The 13,503-nt window shown below is 67.1% G+C and carries 12 protein-coding genes; 7 read left to right on the top strand and 5 right to left on the bottom strand.

Annotated features, from left to right (window positions below; all coding sequences use genetic code 11):
- Nucleotides 1-16 precede the first annotated feature (16 nt).
- The gene (locus B7G54_RS01220; protein ID WP_085037388.1) at nt 17-787 is read right to left on the bottom strand and encodes a hypothetical protein; all 771 of its coding nucleotides are present in this window, start codon (nt 785-787) and stop codon (nt 17-19) included.
- A 665-nt stretch (nt 788-1,452) separates the two neighbouring features.
- Nucleotides 1,453-2,364 carry a LysR family transcriptional regulator gene (locus B7G54_RS01215; RefSeq protein WP_085037387.1) on the bottom strand — a complete coding sequence of 304 codons (912 nt, stop codon included), beginning with the start codon at nt 2,362-2,364 and terminating at the stop codon, nt 1,453-1,455.
- A 113-nt stretch (nt 2,365-2,477) separates the two neighbouring features.
- Between B7G54_RS01215 and B7G54_RS01210 the strand changes: the two genes are divergently transcribed.
- Nucleotides 2,478-3,416, top strand: a complete 939-nt coding sequence (locus B7G54_RS01210; protein ID WP_085037386.1) for a 2-hydroxyacid dehydrogenase — start codon at nt 2,478-2,480, stop codon at nt 3,414-3,416.
- A gap of 72 nt (nt 3,417-3,488) precedes the next feature.
- Nucleotides 3,489-4,853 (top strand): MFS transporter, encoded by a 1,365-nt coding sequence (locus tag B7G54_RS01205; protein ID WP_085037385.1) that lies wholly within the window; start codon nt 3,489-3,491, stop codon nt 4,851-4,853.
- Between the two features lie 49 nt (nt 4,854-4,902).
- Here B7G54_RS01205 and B7G54_RS01200 read toward each other — a convergent pair whose 3' ends face one another.
- Complete coding sequence (locus B7G54_RS01200) at nt 4,903-5,871, bottom strand: LysR family transcriptional regulator (RefSeq protein WP_085037384.1); 969 nt, start codon at nt 5,869-5,871, stop codon at nt 4,903-4,905.
- Between the two features lie 362 nt (nt 5,872-6,233).
- On the opposite strand from B7G54_RS01200, the gene B7G54_RS01195 reads away from it, so the two are divergent.
- From B7G54_RS01195 to B7G54_RS01180, 4 genes are all read left to right on the top strand, one after another.
- Complete coding sequence (locus tag B7G54_RS01195) at nt 6,234-7,409, top strand: HPP family protein (protein WP_085037383.1); 1,176 nt, start codon at nt 6,234-6,236, stop codon at nt 7,407-7,409.
- Nucleotides 7,410-7,540: 131 nt separating this feature from the next.
- Entirely contained in the window at nt 7,541-7,954 is a 414-nt protein-coding gene (locus B7G54_RS01190; protein ID WP_085037382.1) for a MarR family winged helix-turn-helix transcriptional regulator, read from the top strand.
- Between the two features lie 20 nt (nt 7,955-7,974).
- Nucleotides 7,975-9,762: a chloride channel protein gene (locus tag B7G54_RS01185; RefSeq protein ID WP_085037381.1), complete on the top strand. Its 1,788-nt coding sequence runs from the start codon at nt 7,975-7,977 to the stop codon at nt 9,760-9,762.
- Between the two features lie 480 nt (nt 9,763-10,242).
- Nucleotides 10,243-10,578, top strand: a complete 336-nt coding sequence (locus tag B7G54_RS01180) for a hypothetical protein (RefSeq protein ID WP_059240325.1) — start codon at nt 10,243-10,245, stop codon at nt 10,576-10,578.
- A gap of 90 nt (nt 10,579-10,668) precedes the next feature.
- Here the strand turns inward: B7G54_RS01180 and ppnP are convergent, their stop codons facing one another.
- Together ppnP and B7G54_RS01170 are read right to left on the bottom strand one after the other, a co-directional pair.
- On the bottom strand, nt 10,669-10,989 hold the full coding sequence (gene ppnP, locus B7G54_RS01175; RefSeq protein ID WP_006478890.1) for a pyrimidine/purine nucleoside phosphorylase: 321 nt from the start codon (nt 10,987-10,989) through the stop codon (nt 10,669-10,671).
- A 209-nt stretch (nt 10,990-11,198) separates the two neighbouring features.
- On the bottom strand, nt 11,199-12,101 hold the full coding sequence (locus B7G54_RS01170) for a LysR substrate-binding domain-containing protein (RefSeq protein WP_085037380.1): 903 nt from the start codon (nt 12,099-12,101) through the stop codon (nt 11,199-11,201).
- A 182-nt stretch (nt 12,102-12,283) separates the two neighbouring features.
- On the opposite strand from B7G54_RS01170, the gene B7G54_RS01165 reads away from it, so the two are divergent.
- Nucleotides 12,284-13,468: a M20 aminoacylase family protein gene (locus B7G54_RS01165; RefSeq protein WP_085037379.1), complete on the top strand. Its 1,185-nt coding sequence runs from the start codon at nt 12,284-12,286 to the stop codon at nt 13,466-13,468.
- Nucleotides 13,469-13,503: the final 35 nt, after the last annotated feature.

Raw genomic sequence — 13,503 nt, 5'->3', positions numbered from 1 at the left:
GCGAGCCTGCAGGAAGTTATTGTTGTTTCGACGGCAACTGCGCGGGGTTCGCCGCATCGAGCCCGGGCGCGTGCGGAGCATTCATCACCGCCTGCTGCTGTGCCTGCTTGACCTCCGGGTTATCCATCAGCGACGTCTCCATCTCGGAGAACGCCTTGTTGACCGAGCGCATCACAGAATCGACGGCCACGTCGGTCTTGATCTGCTCGAACGTATCGGACGCCTGCCGGCCCGCGAGCTTGTTCATCTGCTGGGCGGCCTGCGACATGTCCCACATCGCCTTCGCGCGGTCGATCGCCGATGCGAAGTTCTTCAGTTCGGCCTGCACCTGCTTGTAGCGGCCCTCGCGAAACGCGAGCAGCTGCTTCATCGTGTCGAGCTGCTGCCGGAAGCGTGGCGCGTCGTCCGGATACTGCTTCTCGAACAGCTCCGTCTTGTTCTCGAAGTTCTTCACCTCGGTGCGGAACGCGGTGATGCTGTCCGCGAATTTCTGTGCCGCCTGGCGCTTTTCCGCGAGCTGGTTGATCAGCGTCTCGATCGGATTGGCCTGCGCCTCCTCGACGATCATCTTCACCTTCTGGTTCGCGAACTTCATCGCCACGACCGGCGCGAAATAGATCGCGCCGAGGCCGATCACGCCCGCCGTGACCAGCGCGATCACCCCCTTCAGGATGAACAGCGCGGCCGGTGCCGCGATCGCGACGCCGGCGACGATGATCGCCCACTTGATCAGCTTGACCTTGCCACTCCCCGAACTGCCGTTTGCTTCATTCGAAAGCTGCGACATGAGTTTTTCTCCTTGAACCTCGAACCGAACTGCTTGCGTTTGCTTTTTCAAGCTCAATCGAAATGCTTCGGACTTCGGTGCCGTCGGGCAGCCAGGCAAGCCGGCGGCGCAATACAAGGATGGGCGTGACGGGCGTCACGAGACGCCGGTGTAGGCGCCGTTCAGGATGCGGTGATGAGGAGCGGCAGACGGCGCTGCGATGCGGCGGGCCAGACGCGCGCCGTTCATCGTCGCGGCTCGCGCGCGGACGGGAAAGTGTACCGATGCACGGTACGAAACGGGATGACGGATGCGTGACGCGACGGGCGTCGGGAGAAGCATTGTTCCGGCGGGCCGACAAACGCGGGGCCGGTATTCCGGTACGAGTGCGTAAAAAAGGCTCATCGTTGTTCTTTTGCGTATCGCGGGTGCAGGAACCGCGCGGCCGGCGCGGCCCACCCCAAATGCACGGACGTATCGTGCGCCGACCGGCATGCAGCGTCAAGCAGTTGTCGCAGTGCAGCGAATCGCGGCGTTCCTCCGCAGCAACGCCGGCAGCGAAACGGCTTTCAGCACGGTAAGGATTCGCAGGACTGCGACCGGTCGTTCCCGTCAGGATTGCTTGTCATCGCATGCGCACGCCTCCGGATTGAAAGCTTGTCACATCATGCGGATGCATTGCGCGCTTATATCGTTACCGCACCGCCCTGCTCCTGCGCCAGAAACCGCTCGACCATCGCGTTGAACACCGGCAGCGCCGGGTTGTCGTTGTCCGCGCGCCATGCGAGATACAGCTCGGCCGCCACGTCGGCGCCCGCCAGCGGCCGGAACACCACGCCGTCCACATGCAGTTCGCGCGCCGACGCCGGCACGAGTGCGGCGCCCAGCCCCGCGCGCACGAGACCAAGAATCGTATGCGTCTGCCCGACGTAATGCAGGTAGTTCGGCAGCCGTCCCGCATTCGCGAACAGGCCCGAAATCAGGTCGTGAAAATATTTCCCCTCGTTCGGCGAATACGCGATGAACGGCTGCCGGTCGAGATCGTCGGGACCGATGCGTTCGCACGCGGCGAGCGGCGCGCCCTCCGCGACCGCGACCAGCATCGGCTCGCGCTGCACGAGCCGGTATTCGAGCGGCTGGCGCGCGGCCCGCTGGCGCACGAAGCCCGCGTCGAGCATCCGCGACGCAAGCGCATCGATCTGCACGGTCGACACCATCTCGCGCAATTCGACGTCGACGTCCGGCAGCGCGTGCGCGGCGTGCGCCAGCAGCATCGGGATCATCCGGTACGCGCTGACCGCCGTGAAACCGAGCGTGATGCGGCCGGCACCGCCATGCGCGACGCGCTGCGCGGCCTGCTCGGCCCGTGCGGAGAATTCGAGGATGTGCCGCGCGTCGCGCAGGAACCGCTCGCCGGCCGCGGTCAGGCTGACCTGCCGGCTGCTGCGCTCGAGCAGCGCGATGCCGAGCGCGTGCTCGAGCAGCTGGATCTGCCGGCTGAGCGGCGGCTGAGTCATGAAGAGCCGCTTGGCCGCGCGGCCGAAATGCAGTTCCTCGGCGACCGCGACGAAGCAGCGAAGCTGGTGCAGTTCAATCATCCAATTCTTGAATCAATCGATAGTCTTTTGATGTTAGACGCATATCGATACGATTTCTATACTCGGTTGCACCTGATGCGCGGCCCGCGCCGCGCACGACGACCGAGACCTTCATGACCATCGACATCCTGCTCACCCAGCCGCTCCCCGACGCCATCGACGCCGAACTGTCCGCCCGTTACACGGTGCACCGGCTGCATGCGGCCGCGCAACCGGACGCGCTGCTCGATCGCGTGGGCGCACGTATTCGCGGCGTCGTGACCGGCGGCGCGAACGGCCTGTCCGCCGCGTTGATGGACCGGCTGCCCGCGCTCGAGATCGTCGCGATCAGCGGCATCGGCACCGACGCCGTCGATCTCGACCGCGCCCGCGCGCGCGGCATCCACGTGACGACGACACCCGATGTGCTGACCGACGACGTTGCCGACATGGCGATGGGGCTGATCCTGATGACGCTGCGCGACCTCGGCGCCGGCGAGCGCATCGTGCGCGCCGGCCGCTGGGGCAAGACGGCCCAGCCGCTCGCAACGCAGGTGACCGGCAAGCGGCTCGGCATCGTCGGGCTCGGTCGCGTCGGGCGTGCAATCGCGGAGCGCGCGCAGGCGTTCCGGATGCCCGTCAGCTACTTCGGCCCGCGCGAGCATCGCGACAGCGGCTATCGCTTCGTGCCCGACCTCGCCGCGCTCGCACGCGACAGCGACGTGCTCGTGATCGCGGCATCGGCCGATCACGGCAACGTGCTCGTGACGGCCGGCGTGCTCGCTGCGCTCGGCCCCAAAGGATTCCTGATCAATGTCGCACGCGGCAAGCTGGTCGACGAAGCCGCGCTGATTCGCGCGCTCGCCGACGGCACGATCGCCGGCGCCGGCCTCGACGTGTTCGCGAACGAACCGCACGTGCCGGCCGCGCTGCTCGAGCTCGACCGCGTCGTCGTGCAGCCGCACCGCGCGAGTGCAACCCGCGAAACGCGCGAAGAGATGGGCCGGATCGTGCTCGCCAACCTCGCTGCGTGCTTCGCGGGCCAGCGCCCGCCGACCAGCGTCACGCGCTGATCGCCACACGCCGCACGGCGGCCCCCGTTACAACACCAGATGCCTCCGTGCGACGGAGGCCAGGAGACACGCATGCCCAATCGATCCAGCGGCGCCGCCCTCGCCGCGTCACCCGCCGCCTCGCGCACGATCGGCCGCGTCCGCTATGCGGTTCTCGCGCTGATCTTCGCGGTCACCGTCATCAACTATGCGGATCGCGCGACGATGTCGATCGCCGGCACCGGCGTCGCGCACGACCTCGGGCTGACGCCCGTCCAGCTCGGCATCGTCTTTTCCGCGTTCGCGTGGGCCTATGCGATCGGCCAGATCCCGGGCGGCTGGCTGCTCGACCGCTTCGGCGCTCGACGCGTGTACGGCCTGAGCCTGCTGCTGTGGTCGTGCTTCACGATGCTGCAGGGCACCGTCGGCTGGCTCGCCGTGCAGGGCGCGTCCGCCACGCTCGCGCTGTTCGTCATGCGCTTCATGCTCGGTCTCGTCGAATCGCCGGCGTTTCCGGCCAACTCGAGAATCGTCGCGTGCTGGTTCCCCACCGCCGAACGCGGCACGGCATCGGCCCTGTTCAATTCCGCGCAGTACATGGCCGTCGTGCTGTTCACGCCCGCGATGGCCTGGCTCACGCATGCGCTCGGCTGGGCGCACGTGTTCCTGTGGATGGGGATGCTCGGCATCGCGCTCGCCGCGCTGTGGTTCGCGTGGTATCGCGAGCCGCACGGTCACCCGCGCGTGAGCGACGCGGAGCGCGACTACCTGCGCGCGCATGGGGCGCTCGTCGATCTCGAAGCGAACCGCGTGCGCCAGCGGCCGCGCGTGTCGTGGCACGACGTGTCGCAACTGTTCCGCCACCGGAACCTGTGGGCGATCTATATCGGCCAGTACTGCATCACGGCACTCACCTACTTCTTCATCACGTGGTTCCCGATCTACCTGATCAAGGGGCGCGGGATGACGATCATGGAGGCCGGCTGGGTCGCCGCGCTGCCGGCGATCTGCGGGTTCACGGGCGGCGTGCTCGGCGGCGTGCTGTCGGACTGGCTGATCCGGCGCGGCATGCATCCGTCGAAGGCGCGCAAGACGCCGTTCGTCGTGGGGATGGCAATGGCGACGCTGCTCGTGCTCGCAAACGGCGCGTCGTCGAACGCGGTCGTGATCGCGCTGATGACGATCGCGTTCTTCGGCAAGGGGCTCGCGGCGGTCGGCTGGGCCGTGCTCGCCGACACGGCACCGGAAGGGATGGTCGGCCTGAGCGGCGGCGTATTCAACGGTCTCGGCAACATCGCCGGGATCGTCACGCCGCTCGTGATCGGCTATTTCGTCGCCGGCACCGGCTCGTTCGCCGGCGCATTGTGGTTCGTCGCCGCGCACGGGCTGCTCGGCATGGCCGCCTACGGATGGCTCGCGGGACGCTTCGAGCGGATTCGCATCGTGCCGCGCGCATGAACCTCGCCGCGGCGCCCGCGATTCGCGTGGCGTGTGCCCGCGCGAGTCGTCAGGCGCGCTTGCGGCCGCCCGGCGTCTGTTCGGTGGTCAGCCGGTCGAGTTCGCGCAGGTCGTTCTCCAGCGCGGGCGTGAGCGTCGTGCGCAGGTGGTCGAGGAACGTGCGGATCTTCGCGTCGAGATAGCGGCGCGTCGCGTAGACGGCATACACGTTCACCGTCTGCAGCCGGTATTCGGGCAGCACGCGGATCAGCCGCCCTTCGCGGATATCGTCGAGCACCGTATACAGCGCGACGCATGCGATCCCGCGCCCGGCGCGCACCGCGACGCACAGCGCGTCCGGCACGTTGACCTGGAACGGCGCGGGCTGCAGTTCGTAGACGGCCTCCTCGCCATCGTTGCGCTCGAGCCGCCATTCGCCGGCCGGCGATGCGGGCGTATCGAGGCGCAGGCACACGTGGTTCGGCAGTTCGTCGGGCGACTGCGGCGTGCCGTGGCGCGCCAGGTATTCGCGCGACGCGACGAGCACGCTGCAGCTCGTGCCGCAGGTCTGCGCGACGTAGCCCGAATCGGGCAGTTGCGACGCCGTCACGATCGATACGTCATAGCCTTCCTCGACGAGATTCGGCATCCGCTGGGCGAGCGTCAGCTCGACCGACACGTCGGGGTTGTCCTCCTGATAGCGCACGATCGACGACACGACATGACTCTGCCCGAGCCCCGTCATCGCATGGATGCGCATCTTGCCGCTCGGCCGCAGCAGCGCGTTGCGCGCCTCCGCATTCGCGTAGTCGATTTCCGCGAGGATCGATTTCGCGCGCTCGAAATAGCGTTCGCCGCTTTCGGTCAGGCCGAGGTGGCGCGTCGTGCGATGCAGCAGGCGCGTCTGTACGTGCGCTTCGAGGTTCGATACCGCGCGCGACACCTGCGCGGTGGTCGCATCGATTTCCTTCGCAACCGCAGTAAAACTGCCGGCTTCGACAACGCGCACGAACAGGCGCATGTTTTCGAGCATGTCCATTGAATTGGCTTCGGGGGAGTCAGTGGGGAGGCGTCGGCAGCGCTCGCGTCAGGTGGGGAACGGAACGCAGCCGCGAACCACGTCGAATCGATCACCGTGCCGGGAGAAAGGCGGGAGAGCGGGCATCGGGTACGTGGTTCTGGCATGACGGGGATTCAGTGGCCCGAATTGTACGCCGCCGCAGACAAATTTGCGCGCTTGCCCGGCCCGCAAACTTTCATCAGATGAAAGGTTTTTGCAAGACACGCACGTCGCGCACGTGCAACGGCCTGGCGCGACGCGACAATTTGTATCACAACACGATATAATTCAAGGCTTGTCGCTGCGCGCATCCGCGCTGTCATTTCTACTGCTTACCGCCCATGTCGTCAGGCTCCCCTTCGTCGCGCCGCACGTTGCGGCAATGGCTGCACAGCTTCATTCCCCATCCGATGTCGCTGGGCTGGCGCGAGCGCCTGCGCTCGTGCACGGGCGCGCTCGTCGGCATCGCGACCGTCGGCGTGACGATGCGGCTGCTGCCCGGCGTGCCGGGCCTCGTGCCGCTGCTCGTCGCGCCGATGGGCGCGTCTGCGGTGCTGCTGTTCGCGGTGCCGGCGAGCCCGCTCGCGCAACCGTGGTCGATCATCGGCGGCAATCTCGTCGCCGCGACGGTGGGTGTCGCGTGCGCGCAATGGATCGCCGATCCGATCACGGCCGCCGCGGTTGCGATCGCGGGTGCGATCGGCGGCATGTTCGTGCTGCGCTGCGTGCACCCGCCGTCGGGCGCCGTCGCGCTCACGGCCGTGGTCGGCGGCCCGGCGATCCATTCGCTCGGGTTCAGCTTCGTGCTGGAGCCGATTGCGCTGCAATCGGCCATCCTGCTGTCGGCCGCGCTCGCCTATCACGCGCTGACCGGGCACCGCTATCCGCATGGCGGCGTGCGGCCTGACGCGAAACCGCAGGCAGGCGGCGCCGCAGCGGCGCGCGGCGGCTTCACGCGCGGCGACCTCGACGCGGTGCTGAAGCGACGCGGCGAATGGCTCGACGTCGATCCGGACGATCTCGAAGCGCTGCTGCGCGAAACCGAGATGCAGGCCTATACGCGCACGTTCGGCCAGCTCTCGTGCGCCGACCTGATGACGAAGAACGCCATCGAAGTCGCGCCGTCGACGTCGGTGACGGCCGCGCTCGCGCTGCTCGACCGCCACCGCGTGAAGGCGCTGCCCGTGGTCGACGGCGAAGGCCGCCTGACCGGCATCGTCACGCGCGCCGACCTCACGCGCCAGCTGCGCCGCCCGACTCCGCTGTGGCAACGCCTGTGCGCGCGGCTGCCGCAATCGTTCGGCGGCCAGCCGACGGGCGTCGCCTCCGTGATGACGCGCGACGTCGCGTGCGTGCCGGAAACGATGCCGATCACCGCGCTCGTTCCCCTGTTTACGCATTCCGGCCACCACCACATTCCGGTCGTCGATGCATCGCGCCGGCTCGTCGGGATCATTACTCAGACGGATCTCGTCACAGGCCTGTATCGGCAGACGCACATGCTCGAGGCTGCGTAACGCATGCAGCGGACGTAGCGCCATGTAACGACCGGCACAACGCGGAATGCATTTTTCCGCCATAATTCGTCCATTTGTATCATGTTGTGATATATTTCGCGCTATTGAAACCGACTGCCCGACCACTCCCGATGAACGATACCCGACGCGCGCTGGCGAAAAGCGATTTCCAGCAACTGTCCGAGTTCCGCTACCAGATGCGCCGCTTCGAGCGCTTCTCCGAGCGCGCCGCGCAAAGCGAAGGCGTGACGCCGCTGCAATACCTGCTGCTGCTGCACATCAAGGGCTACCCGCATCGCGAATGGGCCACCATCGGCGAACTCGCGGAACGCCTGCAGGCGCAGCATCACGGCGTCGTCGCGCTGGTCACGCGCTGCGAAGCGCTCGGCCTCGTGAAGCGCAAGACCAGCGAAGCGGATCGCCGCCAGGTCGAGGTCCACCTCGAGCCGGCCGGCGAGACGCTGCTCGCCCGCCTCGCGGCCATGCATCGCGCCGAGCTGAAGTCGCTCAAGGACGCGTTCCAGGTTCCCCAGATCGATTACTGACCCTTGCTTTTTCCACGCCGATGAACGCACCGCACAAACGCGATTTTGCGACCAACGACCGCCTGCCCAGGATCGCGTTGCTTGCCGCCGGGATCGGCCTGCTCAGCACGCTTGCCGCATTCGTGCTGTTGAGCCTGATCCATCTGTTCACGAACCTGTTCTTCTTCCAGCAGTTCTCGTTCGTCGACCGTTCGCCGGCGAACCACACGCTCGGCGCGTGGGTGATCGCGATCCCGGTGATCGGCGGCCTGATCGTCGGGATGATGGCACGCTTCGGTTCGGAAAAGATCCGCGGCCACGGCATTCCGGAAGCGATCGAGGCGATCCTGTTCGGCAAGAGCCGCATGTCGCCGAAGGTCGCGATCCTCAAGCCGCTGTCGTCCGGCGTCGTGATCGGCAGCGGCGGCCCGTTCGGCGCCGAAGGCCCGATCATCATGACGGGCGGCGCGCTGGGCTCGCTGATCGCGCAGTGCGTGCACGTGACCGCCGCCGAGCGCAAGACGCTGCTCGTCGCCGGTGCGGCCGCCGGCATGACGGCCGTGTTCGGCACGCCGGTTGCCGCCGTGCTGCTCGCGGTCGAACTGCTGCTGTTCGAATGGCGTCCGCGCAGCTTCCTGCCGGTCGCGCTCGCATGCGCGGTGGCCGGTTTCGCCCGTGCGGTGTTCTTCGGCGCCGATCCGCTGTTTCCGCTGACCACGGCCGCACCGACGCCCATCGCGCTGCTGTCGTGCATCGTCGCGGGCCTGCTGTCGGGCATGCTCGCGTGCGGCCTGTCGGTTGCGCTGTACCGCGTCGAGGACACCTTCGCGAAGCTGCCGGTGCACTGGATGTGGTGGCCTGCGCTCGGCGCGATCGTGATCGGCATCGGCGGCTGGCTCGAGCCGCGCGCGCTCGGCGTCGGCTACGACGTGATCGGCGACCTGCTTCATCAGCACATCGCATTGAAGATCGCACTCGCGCTGCTGATCGTGAAGGCCGTGATGTGGGTGATCGCGCTCGGCTCGGGCACGTCGGGCGGCGTGCTCGCCCCGTTGCTGATGCTCGGCGCCGGCCTCGGCACCGTGCTGTCGCCGATGCTGCCGGGCGGCGACCCGGCGCTGTGGCCGCTCGTGTGCATGGCCGCGACACTCGGCGCAACGCTCGGCGCCCCGCTGACCGCGATCGTGTTCGCGTTCGGCCTCACGCACGACGCCAATGCGCTGCTGCCGCTCCTCGCGGCGACGCTCGTCGCGCACGGCTTCGCGACCATCGTGATGAAACGCTCGATCATGACGGAAAAAATCGCGCGTCGCGGCTATCACATCTATCGCGAATACGGCGTCGATCCGCTCGAGCGGCACGACATCGGTGAAGTGATGACGTCGACCGACCGGCTCGTCACGATCGACGGCGCAGCGACGCTCGCTACCGTCGAGTCGCGGTACTTCAGCGCGAAGCAGACGCACCGCGCGTACCCGGTCATGCAGAACGGCCGCCTGCTCGGGCTCGTCGATCGCGCGACGCTCGATGCCCAGCGCGCACAGGCCGCGGCCGACACGCCGATCTCGGGCGCGTTCGCCAACCGCGCGCCTGCGGTCGCGCACGCGCACGAAACGTGCCGCGTCGTCGCGTCGCGACTGGCGATGCTCGGACTCGAGCGCCTGCCCGTCGTCACCGACGAGCAATCGATGCACATCACGGGAATCGTGTCGCGCAGCGACCTGATCAAGCCCGCGCTCCAACACTTCGACGACGAACAGAAGCGCGAGCGCTTCCGCCCGATCGTCCCGGCCGACCTGCGCGACATCGGCACGCGCAAGGCCGGCTAACCCACCGCGCTGCGCGGCAGCCTCGCCGCGCGCGGCCCGCTCGCCTCACGTCGCTGCACGATGCGGCACGCCCCTCCCGTGCCGCATCGCATTCCGCCGCTTTCCCTGTTTAAAGTTGGTTAACAATTCGACCGGCGAAAGTTTGTCATCATGGTGCTCATGCGACGGGGCCATCAATCAGCCATTCCACTTCGCGATCAAATAAAGAGTCGCGGCACGGCATGCAGACACATGCTGCTCGCCGCGACCGTCACGTCACCACACGACCAGGCAGCGCGCCGACCACGCAACGCATGACGTCGTGCCGCACACGATGCATGCCGTGCCGCAGCAAAGTGCACAGCATCGGAGCCGTCATTTGGCAAGCACGTTAACAACTTGTTTCGGAATAGCCGGAACCGTGCTGGCCCGATGCGATCTCACTGTTACGCAGTCCTGCTGCGCATCCCACTCAATCAATCACGACTCGAGGGAGATAACGTGAACGCGAAATACTTACCGCTCATCGCATTGACCGTGGCATTTTCTGCTCATGCAGCCGATTCTGCCCTGCAGAACGTGGGACAAAGCCAAAAGCCCGCCGACCAAGTGGCGCAGTGCATCGCCAAGACGTGGGCCGACAAGTCACAGCAACAAGTGACGTCGCAGTACGAACTGGCGAACGGCCTCGCAATGGCCGTCTACGCGCCGGGCCAGCAACCGCCGAACGGCGCTGCCGCCGTGGTGCGCCCGGCCAACGCCGGCAACGCGAAGACCTGGGTCGGTTTCCGCGGCGGCGATGCATCGTCGGCCGGCGACATCAACGCCTGCCTGTAACGAGAACAGGCGCTCCGGATGGCCTTGGCGCCATCCGCTTGCGACAAGCCCCGCTTCGGCGGGGCTTTTCTTTTGCTGCGCGGGTGCCTGTTACAGGTAGCTGCAGACGTAATCGAGCGTCTCGAGCACTTCGATGTCGAAGCGGCTCTTGCCCGGCACCGAGAACGATTCGCCGGCACCGTAGGTCTGCCATTCGCTGCTGCCGTCGAGCTTCACGCGGCACTTGCCGGCCTGCACTTCCATCAATTCGGGCGCATCCGTGCCGAAGTTGAGCGCGCACGGCAGGATCACGCCGAGCGTCTTGCGCGTGCCGTCCGGGAAGAGCACGGTATGCGACACGCACTTGCCGTCGAAATAGACGTTCGCGCGCTTGACGACCGATACGTTGTCGAATTGGGTTGCACTGGTCATGTGATGCCTCTGATTGCTGGATGCCGGATGGCGATGTTGTTGGAGGCCGGCCGGAGCGGCGGGCCGGCCGCTATGATACCGGCTCGCGCGGCTTGCACCGGATTGGCGTGCCCGCTGTGCAAGCCGCGGGCCTGTCTGACGACGGCAACGCCACACACCTGATCGTCAGGATAACGATGCAATGATGGTCGCGAACCGCGAGCACCGGCTCACCGCAGCCCCTTGCGCCGCGCGGAATCGCGCAGGCAGTCGAGCAGCATCGCCGCGGCCGGCGTGAGCGGGCTGTCGCGACGCGTGACGACCTGCACCGAGACACCCGGCAAGCGCTCGCGGATCGGCAGCACCGCGAGCTGGTCGCGCGCCCACTCCCCCTGCAGCAGTTGCTCGGGCATCGATGCGATCAGGTCGCACCCGGTCATCAGGCTGTGCGCGAGCCCGAAGCTCGGGCACTCGACGACGCGCGCCGGCACCGGCAGCCCATAGGCGACAAAGGAGTTGAACAGCACCTGCGTCGAGCTCTCCGGCGACGGGTTCATCAGCCAGTCGGCGTCGACGAGATCGGCGAGCGAGGTGGCGGACGCGAGCGGATGCCCCTTGCGGGCGACGATCAGCGAACGGCTCGCGTAGAGCTCCGCGTGATCGAATTCGGCAGCCAGCAGCTCGGGCACGACGACGGCCACCGCGAAATCGAGCGAGCCGTCGTGCAGGCGCGGCAGCGCAACGCCCGGAAACCCTTCGATCAGGTTGACACGCGCCACCGGGAAGCGGCGCCGAAACGCGCGAAACGCATCGGGCAGGATCGTCACCGCGGCGGCCGGCGTGATCGCCGCCGAGACGGAACCCGTCATCGCGCCCTGTGCCTGCTCGATGTCGTCGCGGGCGCGCTGCATTTCGGCGACGATCAGCCGCGCACGCACCTGCAACTGCTGACCGAACGCTGTGAGCTGCACGCCGCGCGCGGTGCGCACGACGAGCGACACGCCGAGTGCGATCTCCAGTTCCTTGACCGCCTTCGTCAGCGCCGCCGGCGACACGTTCAGGCACCGCGCGGCCGCGCGAATGCTCCCCTCTTCCGCGACGGTGACGAACGCTTTCAGCTGATGGTATTTCATGGCGGCAACGCGTGATACGTGGAAACCCTGTGCTGCGCGGTACACGCCGGCTCAGGGTATTCCCGAGCGGCAACCGGTGGTGAGCACCAAAGCAATTTATCAGCTTCTGGTACGCAAAAGAAATTTATATGCTTGCTCGTCATCTATGCATCAAACGCCCCACCTGCCCCACCGGAGACACCATGCTGCAAGCCGTGAACCCCATCATCCCCGGCATCGCCGCGATCGCACCCGAGCTGGTCGAGGTGCGCCGCCGCATCCATGCTCACCCCGAGCTTGCATTCGAGGAAACGCTCACGAGCGATCTCGTCGCCGAGTTGCTCACCGGCTGGGGTTATGAAGTGCATCGCGGCATCGGCAAGACGGGCGTGGTCGGCGTGCTGCGCGAAGGGCAAGGCACGCGCACGGTCGGGCTGCGCGCCGACATGGATGCGCTGCCGCTTGCGGAGGCCACGGGCCTGCCGTACGCGAGCCGCCACGCGAACAAGATGCATGCATGCGGCCACGACGGCCACACCGCGATGCTGCTGTGCGCGGCACGCCACCTCGCGGCCACGCGCCAGTTCTCCGGCACGCTGAACCTGATCTTCCAGCCGGCCGAGGAAAACTTCGGCGGCGCGAAAGCGATGATGGACGACGGCCTGTTCGACCGCTTCCCGTGCGACGCGATCTTCGCGATCCACAACATGCCGGGCCGCGCGGCCGGCGACATGGCCTTCCGCACCGGCGCCGCGATGGCGTCGGCCGACCGCGTGACGATCACGCTGCGCGGCGTCGGCGGCCACGGCGCGATGCCGCATTTCGCGCGCGATCCGATGTCGGCCGCGGGCAGCATCATGGTCGCGCTGCAGACGATCGTCGCGCGCGAAGTCGATGCGCAGCATGCAGCCGTGATCACCGTCGGCAGCGTGCAGGCCGGCGAGACGTTCAACATCATTCCCGAAACCGTCACGATGAAGCTGTCGGTGCGCGCGCTGAACGCCGACGTGCGCGCGCTGCTCGCGCGCCGCATCGAAGCGCTCGCGAAAGGCCAGGCCGAAAGCTTCGGTGTCACGGCGGAAGTCGATTACGACTACGGCTACCCGGTGCTCGTCAATCATGCGGAGCCGACCGCGTTTGCAGCCGACATCGCGCGCCAGATGCTCGGCGCCGAACGCGTCGAAACCGACTCCGCGCCGCTGATGGGCAGCGAGGATTTCGCGTTCATGCTCGAAGCGCGCCCCGGCTGCTATGCCTTCATCGGCAACGGGATCGGCAGCAAGGGCGGCTGCATGGTGCACAACCCCGGCTACGACTTCAACGACGACATCCTCGCGATCGGCGCGAGCTACTGGGTTCGCATCGCCGAAGCCTGGCTCGCGGCCTGACGGCCCTTCATCCCATCGTTTCGCGCCCACCGGGG

The sequence above is a fragment of the Burkholderia puraquae genome, assembly GCF_002099195.1.
Classification (GTDB): Bacteria; Pseudomonadota; Gammaproteobacteria; order Burkholderiales; family Burkholderiaceae; genus Burkholderia; species Burkholderia puraquae.
This window is presented reverse-complemented; position numbering and strand designations above follow the sequence as displayed.

What these genes read in the sequence shown, in the direction of transcription:
- B7G54_RS01200 (WP_085037384.1), bottom strand. Translation starts at nt 5,871, where the DNA reads ATGGACATGCTCGAAAACATGCGCCTGTTCGTGCGCGTTGTCGAAGCC.
- B7G54_RS01195 (WP_085037383.1), top strand. Translation starts at nt 6,234, where the DNA reads ATGTCGTCAGGCTCCCCTTCGTCGCGCCGCACGTTGCGGCAATGGCTG.
- B7G54_RS01220 (WP_085037388.1), bottom strand. Translation starts at nt 787, where the DNA reads ATGTCGCAGCTTTCGAATGAAGCAAACGGCAGTTCGGGGAGTGGCAAG.
- B7G54_RS01165 (WP_085037379.1), top strand. Translation starts at nt 12,284, where the DNA reads ATGCTGCAAGCCGTGAACCCCATCATCCCCGGCATCGCCGCGATCGCA.
- B7G54_RS01170 (WP_085037380.1), bottom strand. Translation starts at nt 12,101, where the DNA reads ATGAAATACCATCAGCTGAAAGCGTTCGTCACCGTCGCGGAAGAGGGG.
- B7G54_RS01215 (WP_085037387.1), bottom strand. Translation starts at nt 2,364, where the DNA reads ATGATTGAACTGCACCAGCTTCGCTGCTTCGTCGCGGTCGCCGAGGAA.
- B7G54_RS01185 (WP_085037381.1), top strand. Translation starts at nt 7,975, where the DNA reads ATGAACGCACCGCACAAACGCGATTTTGCGACCAACGACCGCCTGCCC.
- B7G54_RS01205 (WP_085037385.1), top strand. Translation starts at nt 3,489, where the DNA reads ATGCCCAATCGATCCAGCGGCGCCGCCCTCGCCGCGTCACCCGCCGCC.
- B7G54_RS01190 (WP_085037382.1), top strand. Translation starts at nt 7,541, where the DNA reads ATGAACGATACCCGACGCGCGCTGGCGAAAAGCGATTTCCAGCAACTG.
- ppnP (WP_006478890.1), bottom strand. Translation starts at nt 10,989, where the DNA reads ATGACCAGTGCAACCCAATTCGACAACGTATCGGTCGTCAAGCGCGCG.
- B7G54_RS01210 (WP_085037386.1), top strand. Translation starts at nt 2,478, where the DNA reads ATGACCATCGACATCCTGCTCACCCAGCCGCTCCCCGACGCCATCGAC.